This is a genomic window from Streptomyces glaucescens (assembly GCF_002154375.1).
Taxonomy (GTDB): domain Bacteria; phylum Actinomycetota; class Actinomycetes; order Streptomycetales; family Streptomycetaceae; genus Streptomyces; species Streptomyces glaucescens.
Genome location: NZ_MUND01000490.1, coordinates 1 through 18,235, shown reverse-complemented (window position 1 = coordinate 18,235; position 18,235 = coordinate 1). Strand labels below are relative to the sequence as shown.

Below are 18,235 nucleotides of genomic sequence, written 5' to 3'. Positions count from 1 at the left end.
GGTCATCGCCGAGGCCGACAGCACCGGCAAACGGATGCGTCCTTACGACAGCAGCGGTCTCCCTGCCCGTCATCATCGCCATGTGGCGTGAAATCCCTGGATCACGGGAATCTTCGAGCAGAACTTCGCCGCTGTCATCGGCCTTCCTTCCTCCGCGTCATTGTCCTTTATCCTCGTCGTCCTCTTGGAGGCGCGCTTCGACCGAATCGAGATGAAGTTCTTCGGTATCGTCGAGTTCAAGGGAGCTTCGGCCCCATCGCGCTGCGGGGCGTCTGCTTCTTCCTCATGGCAACCGCCATTGTGATGCTCTGGTGAATGCAGCGGCTTGGACGAGGTCCTGCGCGGTGAGGCGGACAAGGCGCTTGCAGCAGCACGGAGCGGTGAGGCTGAGAAGGGCCAGGCAGTTGCGGGGATCTCGCTCCTGACCGAGACGGAGCCGCGATGGCCGGACAACCACGCACGCCGGCACGGAGCCTCTGGCAAGCTTCCTCGCGGGCCTGTCACCCGAATACAGGCGGCTGAGTACCTTCGCCGGATGCTCGGCTTGGAGCCGGGTGAGGATCCGGGCCCAACTTCCGTCCGCTGCCGGCGCTGAGTTATGAGACGGAGCCCCGGTCCCGCGGCCCGTAACGCTTCGGCACCTCCAGTCACCGGGCACCGGTCTGGGTCCGCCGCCGTATGCCGTCCATCAGGTCCTGCCGCGTCCATCACAGTTCATGCAGTGGTGGCGGGCATATCCGTTTGATTCGCCGTGTTGGCATGGATTCTGCTGTCGGCTCGCGGGACACTTTCTCAGGCATCGCATCGGGGCGCGAGCGACGCCTGCGGGGAGCAGCACACTCGGGGTTCAGACCGGTCCGCCACCGACCGGCTCCGCCGGGACCGGCGCGGCGAGCGGGGTGTTGACGGCGTACGGGACCGGTCGGCCCTCCAGCGCGCACCGGACCGCCGTGACCGCCTCGCGGCCGGCGCGCTCCTGTGCCTCATGGGTGCTCGCGCCGATGTGTGGTGTGGCCACCACGGAGTCCAGGCCGAGCAGCGCGTTGCCGACGGCGGGTTCGAGTGCGAAGACGTCCAGCGCCGCGCCGGCGAGCCGCCCCTGCGTGAGGGCCGCCGTGAGTGCCGTCTCGTCGGCGATGCCTCCGCGGGATGTGTTGACCAGGTGGGCGGACGGTTTCATCAGCCGCAGTTCGCGATCGCCCAGCAGGCCGATGGTCGCCGGTGTCTTCGGTACGCGGACGGTGACGATGTCGCTCTCGGCCAGCAGCGTGTCCAGGGCGACCGCCCGCGCCCCCAGGCGGTGGACCGCTTCCGTGTCCACATAGGGGTCGTGTGCGAGGAGTCGTACGCCGAAGGGGGCGAGCGTTCCCACGTGGCCCAGGCCGATGATGCCGACGGTGGTCCCCGCCAGTTCCCGGCCCTGGTATCGGGAGCGTTCCCAGCGGCCGTCGCGCAGGGAGCGGTGCGCGGGCAGTACCCGGCGTACGGAGGCGATGATGAGTCCTACGGCGAGTTCGGCGACGCTGATCACGTTGGACCGCGACGCGTTGGCGACGACGACGCCCGCGCGGGTCGCCGCCGCGACGTCGACGTTGTCGAGGCCGACTCCGGCGCGGGCCACGATGCGCAGCCGGGGTGCGGCGGTGAGGGCGGCCGCGTCGATCCGGGTGCCGCTGCGGATCAGTACGGCCTCGGCGTCCGCGAGCGCTTCCCGCAGCGCGCGGGGATCGCGGCCGTCACAGTGTCGTAAGGCATACCCTGCCAGCTCGCTCAGCAGCTGCTGATGAGGAGGGCGCCGGCGAACGCCCGCGTCGACACCCTGCCCTTCGGGATCATCGGCCGCGACGACCCGGCACCCGGGGACTTCCCCTCATCGCCAAGCCGGTGGAGGGCGCCGGCAGCAAGGGCATCCAGTTCCTGCCCGACCTGGCCGGCTACCGGGAACGGGTCACCGGCCTCACGGGGCTGTTGTGGGAACGCTACGTCACCGGCCCCGAGTTCAGCGTGGAGGCCGTCTCCGACGCCGACGGACACCACGTCCTGGGCATCACGGCCAAGACCACCACCGGACGACCGCACTTCGTGGAGACCGGTCACCAGACACCCGCCGTCCTCTCCCCCGCCGACGCGGAGGCGATCCGCGACTGCGCCGTACGCTGCCTGGACGCGCTCGGCATCAGCCTCGGCCCCTCCCACACCGAGGTCAAGCTCGAGAACGGCCGCGCGGTGGTCATCGAGACGCACACCCGAGCCGGCGGTGACCGCATCCCGCTGCTCACCCGCCTGGTATCCGGCCTCGACCAGTACGAACTGGCGATACGGTCCGCACTCCCCTGGGTCCGCCCCTCCGCTCACAGCCCGCGGTACTCCCACGCAGCGGTGCACTACTTCCCGTGGCAGGACGTGACGGTCGAGGAGGTGACCGGCTTGGACGAGTGCCGGGCGCTGGACGGAGTGGTGGAGGCGGAGGTGGAGCTGAGCCGCGGGCACGTGCCGACGTGGCGCTACAGCCACGAGCGCCCGGGCCACCTGGTCGTCGGCGCCGACAGCCCTGACGAACTCCGCCGGCGCATCACCGCCGCCGACGCCGCCGTCCACGTCAACCTGCGCGACACCACGCCCTGAGTCGCCCGATCCGGCGCCCCCGGCCCTCGCGCACCCGCAGTCGCCGGCCGGGGCACCGGCCGGGGCACCGGCCGGGGCACCATCTGAGGAGAACCGATGACCACCCTGATCCCCGCCTCGGCTCCAGCGATCACGGCGACGGCAGAGGACTTCAAAAGGGTGTTCCGAGCGCACCCCGCCGCTGTCGTGATCATCACCACGGACGGAGGCAGCGGCCCGGCCGGCTTCACTGCCACCTCCCTGACCTCCTCTCACTGACCCCTCCCCTGGTGTCCTTCGCACTGGCCACGAATTCGTCGTCCTGGCCCCATGTACGCGACGCAACCGGCGCGGTCGTCCATTTCCTCGCCGACGAGCACGAAGGACTCGCCACGCGCTTTGCGACCAGCGGCATCGACCGCTTCGCCGCCCCCACCCGTTTCACCCGGCTGCCCAGCGGCGAGCCCGTCCTCGACGGCGTCGCCGGACGGCTGTACCTCGACATCGAGGCACGCGTCCCCGCAGGCGACCACCACCTGGTGATCGGCCGCGTCCGCCAGGTCAACACCGAGACCGCCTACCAACCGCTGGTCTACCACGCCGGCGGCTACCGCACCCTGGACTGAACAGGGCCTCTGGGCGGCCGCGCCACGCATCCCGGCACACAAAGGCCGCCGTCTGCCGGGCACCGGAGTGCGCGCGCAGCCACCGGCAGCCCCACGGTCGACCGGCATGAGCGGAAAGGCACTGCACAGCGACAGCCGGAATGGTTGCTCATCCGCGTCACGACTTTCGACATGCACAGCCATTTCCCGTGGGCCAGAATCACCGGACTGCTGCCCCCGCCCCTTGCCAGCGGTGCAGAACTTCGAACACGATAATCTCTTCTCATGCACAAATGTAGGAAGATAATCGCCATTTCTCTCGGCGCGGCTCTCGCCGCCGCCCTGCTCCCCGGCGTCGCTCCGGGCGTGACTAGCCGCCGTGAGAAATGGGTCCTGTGCGCAGGCGTGTTCCTCTGCGTGCACCAGTCGATCCACAGCTATTCGGAGGCATTATGACCGCCCGGCCGGATTGACGGACGCTGCGGCAAGGGTTGACGGTCCGCCGAGTGACACGCGCGCAGGAAATGGTGGCCGACGCGTTCCATGGCACCGTACCTTTTACGCCTGTGGCCGACGCGAAGAAGAAGGGCGGCATTCCATGGCGAAGCGGGGACGGATTTCTGCACGGCAGCGCGCCGCAAGGGAGGCGGGCCGGCGGGCCGCCGCAGCCGTACGTCTCGCAGAAGCCCGGCCGCCCGGCCAGCGGCTCCAGCCGCAGGATGCGGTGGCCGGGGTGCCGCGGCCGGCCCGTGCCGCAGACGGCGTCACGATGTCGGCGGGCGACGTCACGGTGTCGGTGTGTGCTCCCGGGTGCCAGGTCTGCGCCGAGGCCCGCGAGGAGTTCGCCGCCATCCGTGCCGCCTCACTCATGCAGCGACGCCGCTTCCACGAGCCCGACCGCTACCCCTACGCTGCCGGGAAGCACACGCTGCATCGCAGCGCCTGCCGGCAGATCGAGCAGAGGGTCGGTGGCGTCGAAGGAGACGGCTCGCCGCAGCTGCACGGCGCTTTGACCCGCTTCGCCCACGACGGCGCCCTCAGCTCCGGGTGGGCCACGCACATGCGCGTCATGGAGCCCGCCGAGGCGGCCACCTGGGTGAAGGAGCGCACCGGTCCCCGCGGCGGCACCCGCTACCGCCTGTGCGGCATCTGCGCACCCGTCCCGCCCGAGAGCGGGTGAGAAGCAGGGGCCCGGCGGCCGCAAGGCGGCTCCCGCAGCGCGTACGGCTTGCCTCCTGGCTTCCCTGTCGGTGGCCGGTGCGAAGATGCCCGGACGGCTGCGCAAGGAGACCACATGGGCACCTGGGACATCGGCCCCTTCGACAACGACACCGCCGCCGACTTCGCCGGCGACCTGGACGAGGCAGCCGTGGAAGACCGCGAGTCCATGATCCGCGGAGTCCTGGAACGCGCCGCCGACCGCGCCGGCTTCCTGGATGCGCCCGACGCCGAGCGAGCCGTTGCAGCAGCAGCCCTGGTTGCGGCACAGCACCCTGACGGCGAGCCCGTGTGTGCCAACTACGGCCCATCGGAGCCGCTGCCGGAATTCCCCGCAGATCTCCGAACGCTTGCCATCGACGCCCTGGACCAAGTGGTCTCTGAGCTGTCCGAACTCGCCGAGCTGTGGGGCGACGCAGAGAACGGGCCGAAATGGCGCCAAGACATCACCCGCCTCCGCGATGTCCTCGACCCCCGACCCCGCGACAGGACGAAGCCTTCTTCGACATCCGACCGTCCTGCGGCTCATGGATGTTGACGAGGAACAGCAGCAAGTCCACGGGACGGCCCGCCGCCTGTGAGATGTCTGTTTCTTGACCTGTGGCACAGGACCGCTCGGTAGCCCGATCAGGCGAAGCGCGGGCCACGTTGGGGACCACCAGCGTGAGATCGATCAAGGACTCACGCAACACGCGAGGGTGTCGCTGCGTGGCCGTCAGGCGTCGAAACGGCCGCGCGCACTCTCGATGTGACCGAGGTGCTGGTGGGTCCAGCCGCATATGACGTCGACCGCGGTGCGCAGGGCCCGTCCCGGCTCGGTGAGGGTGTACTCGACTCGCGGCGGCACGGTGGGGTGCACCTTCCGGTCGACCAGGCCATTGCGCTCCAGCATGCGCAGGTTCTGGGTGAGCATCTTGTGGCTGACGCCCTCGACCTCGTCGCGCAGTTCGCTGAAGCGCAGGGTGCGCTCGCCGAGCGCCTCGATGATCAGGAGCGCCCACTTGTTGGCGATGTCCGAGAAGATCTCCCGCGCCAGAGAGTCCGCACGCCGCAGGTCAGCGTCTTCGGGCAGGCCCTTGAGCAGTTGCGTGGTCACCATCAGGTTCCTCAGTCACCGAAAGGTGCGTTCTTCCAGGTCAACCGTCACTCTCCTACAGTTCCCGAGTAACTACAAGAGAGCACATCGGAAGGGCGAGCACCGTGGCCACCATTGATGTCTTCAACTACAACGTGCCGGCCGAGAGCGACTTCGGCTACTCACAGGCGCTCAGGTCCGGCGAGCTGATCCACGTTTCCGGACAGCTCTCGTTCGACGAGGCAGGCGAGTTCCTCCACGCGGGAGATTTCGCCGCCCAGCTCGAGCAGACCTACGCCAACATGGACAAGGTCCTGGACCACTACGGCGCCACCCGGAACCAGGTCGTCTCGCAGATCCTGTACGTGGTGAACCTGCGGCAGAATGCCGCGGCGACAGCGAAGGGCAATCTGGCGTACTTCGGTGATCACCGCCCGGCCAGCACGGTCCTGGGCATCACCGAACTGACCTTTCCCGGCCAGGTCATCGAAATCAGCTTCGTCATCGACACGAAACTGCCCGCTTGAGATCCCGCCTCGCACAGACCGGGCCGGGCCGGTCGTCCGCGGTGACCAGGACCGCCGCCCGGGTGGAGGCCGACGGCCCAGCTCGCGCCGGCCGAAGCGCAGCGACACCGGCACAGTCACGGCGTCCAGGCGCCGGCACGCGAGCGTCAGTACGGCCGTCTCCCACCAGTCGGGCAACTGGAACGCCACCACGCCGCCGCGCCGGATGTCCAACGCGCTCGAACCGTGGACGACGGATTCGTCCACGGCGGGGCCCGTGCGCCATCGCGGCCGAACGCAACGGAGTGAGATGTGCGCCAAGTGCCGTACAACCAACCGCCTTCCCGATCCGTCGGACCTCTGCGACGGCTTTCGTGGCCTTCGTTCCCGCACATCTCGATCTGAGGACCGAATGAACCCAGCCAGACACTCGACCGTCGCCCTCTCCACCACGGTCGTGCTCGCCACCGCGGGCGGCCTGCTCACCGCCACGGCCGCACCCGCCGCCGCCGCCGCCGCGACGAGTTGCGCCTCCCCCGTCTTCAAGCGGCAGTTCTTCGCCAACACCACGTTCTCCGGAACGCCGAAGAAGACCGACTGCGACAGCGCCGTCAACGAGAACTGGGGCACCGGAGCCCCTGCCGCCGGACTGCCCGGCAACAACTTCGGCGTCCGCTGGAGCGTCACCCGCGACTTCGGCTCCGGCGGCCCGTTCACCTTCTCCGCGTCCGCGCAGGACGGCGTCCGCGTCTACCTCGACGGCGTCCGCAAGATCGACCTGTGGAAGAACGTCTCGACGACGGTCGGCAAATCGGTCAACGTGACGATTCCGTCCGGCAGGCACACCCTCCGCGTCGACTTCGTCAACTGGACCGGCGCCGCGAACACCAAGTTCACGTACGCGCCCCGCACGTCCGCCACCGTCGACAAGGTCGCCCCCCTCATCCCCGTGGGCGTCAAGGTCACCCACGACCCCGCCACCAACAGGGCGAAGCTCACCTGGTCCAGGAACAAGGAGATGGACCTCGCGGGCTACAGCGCCTACCGCCGTCTCAAGGGAACCACCACCTGGACGAAGCTCACCACGACCACCGCGACGTCCTACACCGACACCACCCTGCCGGCGACCGGCGCGACGTACTACTACGAGGTCCGCGCCCACGACAAGGCCGGCAACACCTCGAAGGGCACCGCGGACCAGGGCGTCACCACCGCCGACCACACCGCCCCCGGGGCCCCGCAGAACCTGACGGCGACCCCTGGCCGGGACGCCAACTCGCTGAGCTGGCATGCCGTGGCGGGCGCCGCCTCCTACGAGGTGGTCCGCGCGACCGCCGAGAACGGCCCGTACGAACGGATCGCCACGCTCCGAGGGACCGCGTACACCGACCTGCACGCCCCGGTCGACATACCCGCCGCCTACAAGGTGCGCGCCCTGGACACGGCCGGGAACGCGTCGGCGTACTCGTCCCCCGTGTGGGCCACCCGCGACACGGTCGCGCCTCTCGCGCCGAACAACCTGGAGGCGGTCTCCCAGGACGACACGGGGGTCACCCTGGGCTGGTCCGGCAGCAACCCGGACACCGTGCGCTACTCCGTCTACCGGGCCTCGTCGTCCGCCGGCCCGCGCATCCCGCTCGGCACCACGACCACCTGGAACTATCGCGACACGACGGGCGACCCCGGACAGCGCTACATCTACTACGTCACCGCCGTGGACGCGGCCGGCAACGAGTCGACGTCGGCGCAGGTGACCGCCGCCCGGTCGGTCGGCCCCAACGCCGTGCCGAAGGCGCCCTCCGTCGGTCTGGCCCGGATCGTCGGTGACCACCTCACCCTCTGGTGGGACCAGGGCGGTTACGTCCCCGTCTCCGGTTACACCGTGTACCGCTCGCGCAGCGCCACCGTGGACACCACCGATCCGGCGAACGTCTACGCCACCACCACCGCCAAGTCCCTGGAGCGCACGGTCGCCACCGACGAGCTTGACTACCACTACGCCGTCGTCGCCCACTCCGCCTATGGCGTGCGGTCCCCCGCCTCCGCCTCGGTGCTGCCGACGGTGAGCGCGCCGCAGCCGCCCCCGTCCACCACGGTGTACGAGGCCGACGCCACCGCCACGCAGGTCCACCTGGTATGGGCCGCCGTGCCGATCGGGCCCGGAGACCCGGAGATCACCGGATATCGCGTCTACGTCTCCAGGCAGCCCGGTGTCACCAAGGCCAACGCCGAGAACGTCTACACGACGCCCGCCACCGACATGTGGGTGGGGACCCCGGAGTTCGGCCGTCCGTACTACTTCGCCGTGTCCGTGGTCAACGCGGCCGGCCTGGAGTCGGAGCTGTCCCCCGAGGTCTCGGCGACACCCGGCACCTGATCCGGAGACGGCGGGGCCGGAGGAACGATCTCCGGCCCCCTCGGCTGTGGCCACGTGCGCAGGCGGTTGACGGAACAGGTGGTGACGGTGGACGCGAACATGCGGTAGGTCCACACCCCGCCGCGCAGCGCGCTGCCCGGACAGCAGCGCAGGAGTTCACGGACCGCGTTGGTTGGCTTGCTCGCCCGCGCGGCGCCGCGCCCCGCGAAGCGGTCGGCCCCGCCCGCGGGGCCGGGGGCCGCCTGTCCCCTTCCGTAACAGAGGATCACTTCCCCGACGATCCGGTGCAGACGCAAGCCGTCGCTGTGTGGTCGCGCCCCTGAGCTGAATGTTGATGCTGGCCGCTGGAGCCGCTTGACTCAACGTCGGCGTGCGCATTCGCACGCCGTACCGAGCGACGAAGGAGCGGACCATGAATCGACGAAGGCTGCTGGGCACCGCGACGGCCGCGGCCGGTGTGGTACTGATACCCGGCAAGGCCATGGCAGCCGGGAACGGTCTGGCGACGCGGGTGCGGCCCTACCTCGACCGCGCGCTGGCCGCCGGTGCCCCGAGCACGGTGTTCGGTGTCATCCGCGGTGGCCGGCGGTATGTGGCCGGGGCCGCCCAGGACGGCCCCGCCCCCGATGGCAGGACGGTGTTCCAGCTCGGCTCGATCGGCAAGACGCTCACCGCCACCGCGTTCGCACGTGCCGTGGGCGCGGGCACGGTGCGCCTGGACACGCCGCTCAGGCTGCCATCAGGGTTCACCGTCCCGCGCGGGAAAACCCGGCGGATCACCCTGCGCGACCTGGCCACCCACTCCTCCGGCCTGCCCAGCCTTCCCGCCAACCTCCTGGCCGAGGCGGACCCGTACAACCCGTACGCGCACTACACGCTGAAGGACTTGGCCGCCGGTCTGCCCCAGACCCCTCTGATCCACGAGCCAGGCAGTGCGTGCACATACTCCAACCTGGGCTTCGGGCTGCTCGGCCAGGCGCTGGCCTTCGACGGCGTGGACGCGATGCTGCGGCGCCGGGTGGCCGGACCGCTGGGCCTGTCGGACACGACCACGACCCTGCGGCCGGACATGGCCTCCCGCAAGGCCGTCGGCCACATGGCCGGGGAGGCCGTTCCCGACTGGCGCGACCGCGTCCTCAGCGGTGCGGGCACCTCGATGTACAGCACCGCCGACGACATGCTGCGGTACCTGGGCGCCCAGCTGCGCCCGGAGCGCTCGCCGCTCCGGCACGCGATCGAGCTGACGCAGCGACACCACTTCACCGACCCCGCCACGGGCCTGCGACTGGGGCTCGGCTGGCACTTCGGCGTGCTGTCCGACGGCCGGACGGTGACCTGGCACAACGGCGGCACCTACGGCTTCAGCACCTGTGCGGCGTTTGACCGGAAGAGCGGAACGGCGGTGATGATGATGGTGAACACATACAGCGATGCCTCGCACACGTTCGACGCCCTGGTCTTCGCTCTGCTCGACGAACTCGTCGGCCCCTGAGCCCACGCCCGCCAACCGCGGCCTGCTGGACTTGTCGCCGCGCTGCGCTCGGTGCGGGAGAACATAGCCGCCTTCGGCGGTGACCGCACAGCGTCACCCTCTTCGGCCAGTCGGCCGGGGCGACCATCGTCGGCGGCGTCATCGCCGCCCCGAAGCCGCCGGCTTCTTCCGCCGGGCGATCGTCCAGAGCGGCAGCGGCCTGGGGGCGTTCACCACCGAGCAGGCTGCCCGCGTCACCCGGGCTGCGGCCGAGGTCATGGGCATAGCGCCTCATGCCGACGCTTTCGCGGAGATCTCCGACAAGCGCTTGGTCGAGGCCGCCTCCGCGCTCGCGGGCGTCGACCTGCGGACCGAGTCGCACCACGATCCGCTGCTCGGGCTCAGCCCCCTCAGACTGGCCCTCGGCACGCAGCCCGCCGGATCCGTGGCCGCGGGCCCCGAGCGCCGAGCGCCGAGCGCCGACGTCGGCCTGCTCATCGGGACCAACGCCGAGGGGGGAAACCTCTCTCCGGTCCCTGTGGGCAAGTACGCCACCTCGACCACCGGTGACGTCGACGATGCGGCGGCGCGTGCGCACCCGGAACCGGCGCGGCTCGTCGAGACGTACCGGAAGACACGCCCCGAGGCGTCCTTCGGCGAGCTGCGCTCCGCCGTCACGGGCGACGCGTTGTTCGGCGCAGGAGCTGGGCCGTGGCCGGCGCGCATGCCGCCCATCCCGAGTCCGCCACCCACGCCTACGAGTTCGCCCGGCGCTCCCACGCCTTGGACGGAGGGCTCGGCGCCACCCACGCGGTCGAGCTGCCGTTCGTCTTCGCTGTCGCCCGCCTTCCGCAATTGCACGGCCCCGCCGCTCTGCTCGGCCCCGACGAGCCCCGCGCGGATCTCACCCCGTACGCACGGGACATGGGTCCGGTTCCGCCACGACCGGCAACCCCGGCTGGGACCCCTACGACGACGAGCGCCGGGCCACCATGCGCATCGGCACCGAGTGGACCCAGTCCGACGACCCACGCAGCCAGGAACGACAGGCCTGGCACTGAGCCTTCGAGGACGCTCCGTGGTCGGGAAGCTCGGCGTATGGATCTCCACGCCAAGTCGAGCGGGACACATCCACCCGCATCCCCGAACGATGATGCTCACGGAGGGCCGGGCGCCCGTTCAGCGGGCGGAACGGGTGCGCTAGATTCTGCCTCTCCTTGACCGCGATCACTTACGATCTCACGCTACGGAGTTGGCATCCTCATGAGCGACATCGTCAACGGACTCGGGCGGGCCGGCGCGTATGGCGGCCTGGGTCTGGTCCTGCTGGTCCTCGGGATCTTCCTGGTCGACGCGCTGACGCCTGGAAAGCTCGGCCGGCAGATCTGGGAACAACGCAATCGCAACGCCGCCATGGTGCTCAGCTCGGCACTGCTCGGTATCGGCGGCATCGTGTTCACGTCCATCTGGACGACGTACCAGGACTTCGGCAAGGGACTGGTCTCGACTGCGGCGTTCGGGCTGCTCGGACTCGTGATGATGGCCGTGGCGTTCCTGGTGGTGGACCTGATCACGCCGGGGCGCCTGGGCGCGACGCTGGTCGAGGCAGAACCTCATCCTGCGGTCTGGGTGACGGCGTCCTGCAACCTCGCTGTTTCCGCCATCATCTCGGCGTCCATCGCGTGAGGTCGCTGTCGTCGCAAGCGGCGGAACCGTCGCCGACGGCGGGTATCACGGTGTCGGACATCGTCATCGACAACGGCAAGCCGATCGTCGTCGGCCCGTCGAAGGAAGTGGAACCGCCCATCAGGATCCTGCATCTCCTTCGTCCGGTACAGCGCCTGCCCTGAACGCCGCGAGGGCTACACACCCGCGAGCCGGCGGTGGATCCCCGCGGCTGCCAGAACGTCCGGCAAGGGCAGGACGAGCGCGGCGGCGAGCTCGGCGAGTTCATCGTGCGTGGGACGCACTGGCCCCGCGGCTCCGTCTTCGAGGAAGGCTCGGATACGCGGCGTACGGATACCGGTTCTCTCAGCGAGTGCTTCGGACGACAGACGGCGGCGACGCATTGTCTGCTGCATGAGCTGCGAAAGGTCGGCCATGGGCACCAGGTGCCCTCAGGCTCCTGCCGCATGCCCGATGCCACTCTTTGAGGTGACGAGGGAACCGGTGCCGACAGGAGCCCGGGAGACCGGCGGCAACAGCGTCCACTGAGGGCTGCGCGAACACGAGCAACGCCGCCGCGGACGCTGCACGACCGGCCGCGGCCAGGTACATCTCGGCGCTCCGCCCGCCGCAGCAGCGCCCGCCAGGGGCGAGTTGACGCGGTCCTTCCACTCGGTTCTAGGCGGCGAGCAGCGCCTCCACCGTCGAGAACGGATCCCACTCGGGGGCGAGGCCGGTCAGCCGCTGCGCCACCCGGCACCAGGCCGCCGGATCCGTGCCGAGACGGGAACGCACGAGGTCCGCGAGGAGCGTGCGGGCCTCGGCGGCCTCGGGCGGGGCGTCCGTGCGGCGGGCGGCGGCACCCAGGTAGGCGAGCAGCCGCCCGGCCGGGGCCGCGAGGCGCACCAGGTCCGCGCCGTCGAGCAGCCCCGCCGTGAGCAGCCCGTCCAGCTGGGTGGACGGCGCGCAGTGGAACTGGCCTCCGAGACCGTGCCGGGCCCGCTCCCGGGTGAGCCGCGCGCTGCCGGGCAGGCCGTCGGGGCCCGGCTCGGGCAGCAGCGCCGCGTGCCGCAGCCGTACGTCCTCGGGGACGCCGTCAAGGCGGACGATGTGCTGCCAGTACGGGAGCGGTTCCTGGGCGTGGGCGGCTTCGAGAGCGGCCCAGTCCACACCCTCGCCCGGCGGGACGGACTCGACGAGGTCACGTGCGTGCGCGGCGTGCCGGGCTCGCCTCAGCTTCCGGACGAGTTTCTCCGGCGCCAGCTCGCGGTCGAGCCGGGTTCGCAGGACGGCGGCGGGATCGGCGGACGCCAGGGCCTTCGCGCATACGGTGGTGGCGGAGCGCCCCAGCACGTCCCGCCCCGCGAGCCTCGCCAGCCGGTCGGCGCCGCCGTGCTCGAACAGCCGCAGGCAGCCGAGCAATTGATGCCCGAGGCCAAGCCGCGAGCCCTCTTGTTCGAGCAGCTCCTCCACGAGGCCGGGTTCGGCGGAGCACAGCCACATCAGACCGCCGGCCGGCCGCGCGGAGCCCTCGGCACGCCAGTCGGCCAGCACCCGGGCGCCCAGGGACTGCTGTCCGGAGCCGGGCCGTGACCGGGTCACGATCCGGTGGACGGTGGGCCGGGGGATCCAGTGCCGCAGCAGGGCGAGGTCGACCTCGGGTTCGTCCAGGCCGACGAGGCGTTCCACCGCGCTGCGCTTCATCCAGCGGGACTGGGCGGCCAGGACGCGCAGCGCGTCGTGGTCGCGGTCCGCGAGCAGCCGGTCGAGGACGGCGCGTGGTGCGCGGCCGTAGCGCAGCAGGTACGCGGCGAGCAGCCAGGGCCCGTCGGGGCCGAGCCGGGGCAGTACGGCGTCGACCACCTCGGCGTCGGCGAGGCAGAGCAGGGTGCCCTCCGGCCAGGCCCACAGATGGTCGCCGTGCTCCAGCAGCTTGATCGCCTCGTCGGGGGTGGCCGGTCTGGTCCTGCCGATGCGCGTTTCCGCGCTCGCTTCCGGGCCGGCACCGGACTGTGCCCGCCGAAGCAACTGCGTCCAGGTCAGCCCTTCGGAGGTGGCTTCGGACGCCGTCACGGTCGCTGCCAGGCGGAGCCAGGCGTCGGGGTCGGTGCCGAGTTCGGCGCGCAGCCGGCGGGCGAGCACGGCCCGCCACGCGTCGGCGAACGCGAGCCGCCGCCAGTCGTGGGGCAGCAGGAGCAGATGCCGGGCGGGCAGCAGGGTGAGCAGCTCTTCGGCGGGCAGCACGCCCTGTGCGTAGGCGCGCTCGGTGTGCTGCGCGCCGGATCCGTACGTCTCGGGGAGCCGCGCACGCACCTGCGCGAGGCTGGGCGGCTCGTCCGCGACGCCGTTCCGGGACGCGGGGATGTTGTGGACGGCGCAGGCGAGGGCGAACCAGCGGGGGATGGCGAGGCCGGGCGCGGTCGCCGACTCGTACATGGTCAGCGCGCGCAGCACCTCGGGGTCCGTCGGCCGGGGCGCACCGGCCGGGGCGAGGGAGTACAGCAGGTCGAGCGCAGCCAGTGCGTGCACACGCTCGCGCCGGTGGAGAGTCCGGGCGGATGGAGGTTGCGAGGTGGGCGGTACGGGCTCGGCCGCGCCTTCGTTCGGCGGCTCGGCCAGCGGTTCGACGAGCGGTTCGGCCCGGGCAGGCGGCTCGGGCCCGGCCGGCGGTGCAGGCTCGGCGGCGGCCTCGTCCGGTCCCTTCCCCGCCTCGGCGATGAGGTCCGCAACCGTTCCCCCGTGTTCGGGCAGCAGGACATCGAGCGCAGCCCAGGCTCGCCTCCGCTCCCCCAGATGCGCCTGCGTCAATGCCTGCAGTTCGGCGACCGCCGCCGAGCCCAGCAGATCCCGTTCGACGAGGCGGGCGAGCGCGGCCAGGGCGTAGGCGGCAGGGCGGGCGGTGCCGATCAGCTCGACCGGGTCGAGGAACCCCGCCGCTGCCATGCCCTCCGCCCAGACGGCGGCGCTGTCGTCGAGCTCCTCCTCCGCGAGGCGCCGCGCGGGCAGGGTGGAGTTCCCGGCGCGACGGCCCGCGGCCCGCCACGGCTCGTTGAGGACGCTCAGCCGGAACGCCTGGCGCTGTGCATCGCTCGCCGCCTCGTGGCGGGCCAGCTCCTCGCAGGCCTTGGGCATGAACGGGGTCGCGGCATGGGCCGCGGCCAGGGCGTCGAGATCATGGGCGTACGGCTCGGACAGAAGGTCGCGCAGGGTGCTGGTGCCCCGGGCGGTGGCGAGCAGCTCGGGCAGCCGGGCGGGGTCTTCGTACGGCTCGCCCTGCGCGCGCAGTCGACGCGGCCCCTCGCCGTGCGGGGTGGCCAGGGTCTCGGTGACCGTGTCCACGACGGCCCGGCTCAGCCAGGCGGCTGCGGTGGGGTCGTCGAGCACGGCGCGTACGGCGTCCGGGCCGGTTCGCTCCCAGATTCTCAGCAGGGCGTACTGCTGGGCGACTCGGCGTACGCCGCACCGCAGTGCCGGCACCACGAGCCGCGGGTCGCCCGAGCCGAGCAGCGGGGTGAGCCAGGTACGCGGAACCTGGCCGTTCGGCGCCGTCAGCTCGGCGCGCAGAGCGTTGTCGAGCGGCACGGTGTCGAGTCGCTCCACGACGGTTCGGCGCAGGGACTGGGTGGTGCGCGGGTTGCGATAGACGGCTGCGGCGACCTGGGCGTCGCCGACCACGACCAGCCGGGCCAGGACCCGGGTGTCGAGCCGGGGATGGCGGGCCAGGGCTGTCCGGGTGCGGCTGTCGCCGTGACCGACGACGGCGGCGACGAGGGCGGGCGCCGGCAGAGTCCCCCCGGCGAGCAGCTCTGTCGTCACCCGCTCGGGCAAGGCGGCGAACGCGGCCGCGGCATGCCGTGGCTCCGCATGCTCGAGGAGCAGGCCGAGCGTGCGGTGGACACTGCGGGGCGCGGGCGGACGGAGGGTGTCGTCGGACACCGGCGCCACCGGCGGCGCGGCGAGCAGCTCGGGCAGAGAGCCGCGGTATGCGGTCAGCGCGTCGTGCAGCGCGCACCAGCGGGCCACGTCCGCACCGAGATGGCGTTCCGACAGATCCCTGAGGAAGGCGGCTGACTCGTCGTCGACCCCACCCGCAGCGGCGACCCTGGCCGCCACCGAGCGCGCGGGCCGCGCCCGCTCAACCGCCCGCAACGCGGCATCACTCCACGGGCCCGCGCCCTCCGCCTCCTCACCGGCCACGACCATCCCACGCAGCAGCCCCTCTGCCGCCCCCACCTGCGTCTTCGTCATGGGCGCCATGCTAGACACCGGCACTGACAATCCCGGTCGGCACCAGCGCCAGCCTCGTCCACCCGCCAGGGCGCCCTGGCAGCAGTCCGATGACTCCTGGGAGGCCGGCCCGCAGCGGCCTGGCACTTGTCACACATCGCGGGTTCCCCGTCACGGCCGGCACCCGCACCGACTGCACCCATGCCGAATCGGTCATCGATGCCATCCGCGTCGCGCGGCCCTGGCCGGGACGGCCACCTGTCAGACCCGAGCAGGTGGCGGTCGCCAAAAGTGGATGCCGTCCGACGCTCCCCGTTCGGCCGCGTCGGGGTGGGACTGCTCATCCGGCTCAGTCGTGATGGCAGAGCAGCCCGGATTCACCGAAGGTGGGGGTGTGCTCGACATTTTTGTCGACCCTCGTCCCCCTCTCCTGAAGGAGCACCGTCATGACCGAACGCAACACCCTCATCCGTAGCCTGCACGATGTGGGTCTGGCAGCCTGGTTCGGCGGCTCGCTGATGGGCGCGATCGGCCTCAACGGCGCCGCCAGGGACGAAGGCGGAACGGAAGCCGCCAAGGATCGGATCTCTTCGTCTGGATGGGCGAAGTGGACGCCGGTCAACGCGGCCGCGATCGGCGCGCACCTGTTCGGCGGCGGTGGGCTGCTCGCCGTGAACGCGCACCGTGTCGCGGCCCAGCAGGGCGTGGCCGCCTCCACCACGGCCAAGACCGTCGTCACCGCCGCGGCCCTGGCCGCCACCGCCTACGCTCGCGTGCTGGGGAAGAAGGTCGAGCTGGCCTCCTCCTCCGACCCCGATGACATCGAGCAGGCGCAGAAACACCCCATCGACCTGCACAAGGCACGCCGGCAGCTGGCCTTCGCGCAGTGGGCGGTCCCGGCGTTGACCGGCTGCCTGGTGGTGCTCAACGCCCTGCACGGCGAACAGCAGCGCCCGGTCGAGCAGGCTCCCGGCATGTGGGAGCGGGCCCGCTCAGCTGCTCACTTCCCGTCGTAGGAGTTCGCGAGCCGGATCGGGTGTGACCATCGGCCGTGGCTCGTGCACACCCGGCTCGCACATGGTCCTGATGTGACTGCCTCCGACGTCGAGGGGGCACTCGGGGAAGGCTGCGGCGGGCCAGGCAGCCGGGCCGGACCCAAGCTCGAGAAGAGGAGTTCCCATGTCCACACACGCACGTGCCCCCCGCACGGCCCGAACACCGGTCCAGAAGGCCGCCCTGATCGTGGGAGTGGTCTTCCTCCTGGTCGGTGTTCTCGGCTTCATCCCGGGCGTCACCACGCACTACGACACCATGGAGTTCGCCGCACACCACTCGGAGGCCAAGCTCTTCGGTGTCTTCCAGGTGTCCATCCTGCACAACCTCGTGCATCTGGCCTTCGGTCTCGCCGGCCTGGCACTGTCACGCACCGCATCTCAAGCACGGCTCTACCTTCTCGTCGGCGGTGCCATCTACCTGGTCCTGTGGCTGTACGGCCTGATCATCGACCACGACAGCGCCGCAAACTTCGTGCCCGTCAACACCGCTGACAACTGGCTCCACCTGGTGCTCGGCCTCGGCATGATCGCACTGGGCGCGCTGCTCACCCGCAGGCGCGACGGGGCACGGACCGCCATGTGAACGGCGAAGACACTCGAGCGCCCGGACCGGCCACGGATGCGGCTGCCTGGCGACGGTGTCGGCTTCCGCGACCGCCGTCTGTCCTTCCAGGCCTCGTCCCGGCAACCGCGTCCGGCCGGCGTACAGGGGTGGCCGACAGCTGCTGCCGCAGCCGCGCGGGATACGGGCCGCACTCACCGATCGGCCGGTAGGTCCCGCCGGACTCCCCTACGATCCGTCAAACTCAACCGAGACCACGATGGGCGGCCCACAACACTCCGGCGCGGCTGGCAGCGTCAGCGATCAGGGCCGCCAGCTCGGGTTTGTCGGGGACAGGGAACGAGACGTATGCGCCCCGACCACCGCCGACCGGCCGGCCGTAAGCCTTGGCGGCGAGGCGGCCGTCCGGGAGAAGTCGGACGTTGAGCGTGGTCAGTGTGAACGCTTCCCCGCGTCGAGTATCCGTCCAGCGAAGCGCCTGCGGGATCGTGACGTTGATCGCCAGAGCACTCACTTCCAGGTCACTGCTCATGGATGGATGCTCTCACGCGAGTCGCCGCAGACGGCCGCCACCGCAAGAACGATCAGTTTTCCAGCCGGCACCGACGCGGGTGCGGCTCGTTGGCTGAGTCAAGCCCCGGTGGTCGACGCGCTCCCGTCGGTCCATCTGAGTCTGCGCAGGTCTCAGGTCGTTCGGCGGCCGGCGTGGGTTCAGCGGGCAGGTCGGCTGGCGGGACAGCACATCTAGCGCGTGTCTCTTTGATGGGTTGGTCAGTTGATCGGATGTGTCCGTCCGATTAGTGATCACTGATGCGATGTGGGACCAGATCGAGCCGCTGATGCCGGCGGATCCGGTCCGCGGGCGGCGGT

At 71.0% G+C, this 18,235-nt stretch carries 14 protein-coding genes and 2 pseudogenes; 12 read left to right on the top strand and 4 right to left on the bottom strand.

Annotated elements, in window-relative coordinates:
- Positions 1 to 847: 847 nt before the first annotated feature.
- Positions 848 to 1,780 (bottom strand): annotated as a pseudogene (locus tag CCN42_RS29120) (hydroxyacid dehydrogenase); the annotation flags it as partial.
- Between CCN42_RS29120 and CCN42_RS29115 the strand changes: the two are divergent.
- The 4 genes from CCN42_RS29115 (at position 1,759) to CCN42_RS29100 (ending at position 4,965) form a co-directional block, all read left to right on the top strand.
- A complete protein-coding gene (locus CCN42_RS29115) occupies positions 1,759 to 2,625 on the top strand; it encodes an ATP-grasp domain-containing protein (protein WP_086740076.1) in 867 nt (288 codons plus the stop codon). The pseudogene CCN42_RS29120 and the gene CCN42_RS29115 sit on opposite strands and share 22 nt — an antisense overlap.
- A gap of 269 nt (positions 2,626 to 2,894) precedes the next feature.
- Positions 2,895 to 3,230, top strand: coding sequence for a flavin reductase family protein (locus CCN42_RS29110; RefSeq protein ID WP_339384437.1), 336 nt, complete (start codon positions 2,895 to 2,897; stop codon positions 3,228 to 3,230).
- Between the two features lie 577 nt (positions 3,231 to 3,807).
- The gene (locus CCN42_RS29105; RefSeq protein ID WP_143662045.1) at positions 3,808 to 4,389 is read left to right on the top strand and encodes a hypothetical protein; all 582 of its coding nucleotides are present in this window, start codon (positions 3,808 to 3,810) and stop codon (positions 4,387 to 4,389) included.
- Between the two features lie 114 nt (positions 4,390 to 4,503).
- A complete protein-coding gene (locus CCN42_RS29100; protein WP_086740072.1) occupies positions 4,504 to 4,965 on the top strand; it encodes a DUF4259 domain-containing protein in 462 nt (153 codons plus the stop codon).
- 177 nt (positions 4,966 to 5,142) lie between these two features.
- On the opposite strand, the gene CCN42_RS29095 is transcribed toward CCN42_RS29100, so the two are convergent.
- Complete coding sequence (locus CCN42_RS29095) at positions 5,143 to 5,526, bottom strand: winged helix-turn-helix transcriptional regulator (RefSeq protein WP_086740070.1); 384 nt, start codon at positions 5,524 to 5,526, stop codon at positions 5,143 to 5,145.
- Positions 5,527 to 5,627: 101 nt separating this feature from the next.
- Between CCN42_RS29095 and CCN42_RS29090 the strand changes: the two genes are divergently transcribed.
- The 6 genes and pseudogenes from CCN42_RS29090 to CCN42_RS42770 all read left to right on the top strand — a co-directional run bounded on the left by CCN42_RS29090 (position 5,628) and on the right by CCN42_RS42770 (position 11,706).
- Positions 5,628 to 6,029, top strand: coding sequence for a RidA family protein (locus CCN42_RS29090; RefSeq protein ID WP_086740069.1), 402 nt, complete (start codon positions 5,628 to 5,630; stop codon positions 6,027 to 6,029).
- Positions 6,030 to 6,420: 391 nt separating this feature from the next.
- A complete protein-coding gene (locus tag CCN42_RS41630) occupies positions 6,421 to 8,385 on the top strand; it encodes a PA14 domain-containing protein (RefSeq protein WP_107427656.1) in 1,965 nt (654 codons plus the stop codon).
- Positions 8,386 to 8,797: 412 nt separating this feature from the next.
- Entirely contained in the window at positions 8,798 to 9,877 is a 1,080-nt protein-coding gene (locus CCN42_RS29080) for a serine hydrolase domain-containing protein (RefSeq protein WP_086740067.1), read from the top strand.
- 7 nt (positions 9,878 to 9,884) lie between these two features.
- Positions 9,885 to 10,917, top strand: a pseudogene (locus CCN42_RS44885) (carboxylesterase family protein); the annotation flags it as partial.
- 202 nt (positions 10,918 to 11,119) lie between these two features.
- Complete coding sequence (locus CCN42_RS29070) at positions 11,120 to 11,542, top strand: DUF350 domain-containing protein (protein WP_086740065.1); 423 nt, start codon at positions 11,120 to 11,122, stop codon at positions 11,540 to 11,542.
- Positions 11,539 to 11,706 carry a hypothetical protein gene (locus tag CCN42_RS42770; protein WP_158102141.1) on the top strand — a complete coding sequence of 56 codons (168 nt, stop codon included), beginning with the start codon at positions 11,539 to 11,541 and terminating at the stop codon, positions 11,704 to 11,706. Before CCN42_RS29070 ends, CCN42_RS42770 begins: the two co-directional genes overlap by 4 nt.
- Before the next feature lie 493 nt (positions 11,707 to 12,199).
- Here the strand turns inward: CCN42_RS42770 and CCN42_RS29060 are convergent, their stop codons facing one another.
- Positions 12,200 to 15,769 (bottom strand): hypothetical protein, encoded by a 3,570-nt coding sequence (locus CCN42_RS29060; RefSeq protein WP_143662044.1) that lies wholly within the window; start codon positions 15,767 to 15,769, stop codon positions 12,200 to 12,202.
- Positions 15,770 to 16,194: 425 nt separating this feature from the next.
- On the opposite strand from CCN42_RS29060, the gene CCN42_RS29055 reads away from it, so the two are divergent.
- A complete protein-coding gene (locus CCN42_RS29055; protein WP_086740060.1) occupies positions 16,195 to 16,764 on the top strand; it encodes a hypothetical protein in 570 nt (189 codons plus the stop codon).
- 163 nt (positions 16,765 to 16,927) lie between these two features.
- Positions 16,928 to 17,386, top strand: a complete 459-nt coding sequence (locus CCN42_RS29050) for a DUF4383 domain-containing protein (protein WP_086740058.1) — start codon at positions 16,928 to 16,930, stop codon at positions 17,384 to 17,386.
- 223 nt (positions 17,387 to 17,609) lie between these two features.
- Here CCN42_RS29050 and CCN42_RS29045 read toward each other — a convergent pair whose 3' ends face one another.
- Complete coding sequence (locus tag CCN42_RS29045) at positions 17,610 to 17,897, bottom strand: hypothetical protein (RefSeq protein ID WP_086740057.1); 288 nt, start codon at positions 17,895 to 17,897, stop codon at positions 17,610 to 17,612.
- Positions 17,898 to 18,235: the final 338 nt, after the last annotated feature.

What these genes read in the sequence shown, in the direction of transcription:
- CCN42_RS29105 (WP_143662045.1), top strand. Translation starts at nt 3,808, where the DNA reads ATGGCGAAGCGGGGACGGATTTCTGCACGGCAGCGCGCCGCAAGGGAG.
- CCN42_RS29100 (WP_086740072.1), top strand. Translation starts at nt 4,504, where the DNA reads ATGGGCACCTGGGACATCGGCCCCTTCGACAACGACACCGCCGCCGAC.
- CCN42_RS29095 (WP_086740070.1), bottom strand. Translation starts at nt 5,526, where the DNA reads ATGGTGACCACGCAACTGCTCAAGGGCCTGCCCGAAGACGCTGACCTG.
- CCN42_RS41630 (WP_107427656.1), top strand. Translation starts at nt 6,421, where the DNA reads ATGAACCCAGCCAGACACTCGACCGTCGCCCTCTCCACCACGGTCGTG.
- CCN42_RS29080 (WP_086740067.1), top strand. Translation starts at nt 8,798, where the DNA reads ATGAATCGACGAAGGCTGCTGGGCACCGCGACGGCCGCGGCCGGTGTG.
- CCN42_RS29070 (WP_086740065.1), top strand. Translation starts at nt 11,120, where the DNA reads ATGAGCGACATCGTCAACGGACTCGGGCGGGCCGGCGCGTATGGCGGC.
- CCN42_RS29060 (WP_143662044.1), bottom strand. Translation starts at nt 15,769, where the DNA reads ATGACGAAGACGCAGGTGGGGGCGGCAGAGGGGCTGCTGCGTGGGATG.
- CCN42_RS29055 (WP_086740060.1), top strand. Translation starts at nt 16,195, where the DNA reads ATGACCGAACGCAACACCCTCATCCGTAGCCTGCACGATGTGGGTCTG.
- CCN42_RS29050 (WP_086740058.1), top strand. Translation starts at nt 16,928, where the DNA reads ATGTCCACACACGCACGTGCCCCCCGCACGGCCCGAACACCGGTCCAG.
- CCN42_RS29045 (WP_086740057.1), bottom strand. Translation starts at nt 17,897, where the DNA reads ATGAGCAGTGACCTGGAAGTGAGTGCTCTGGCGATCAACGTCACGATC.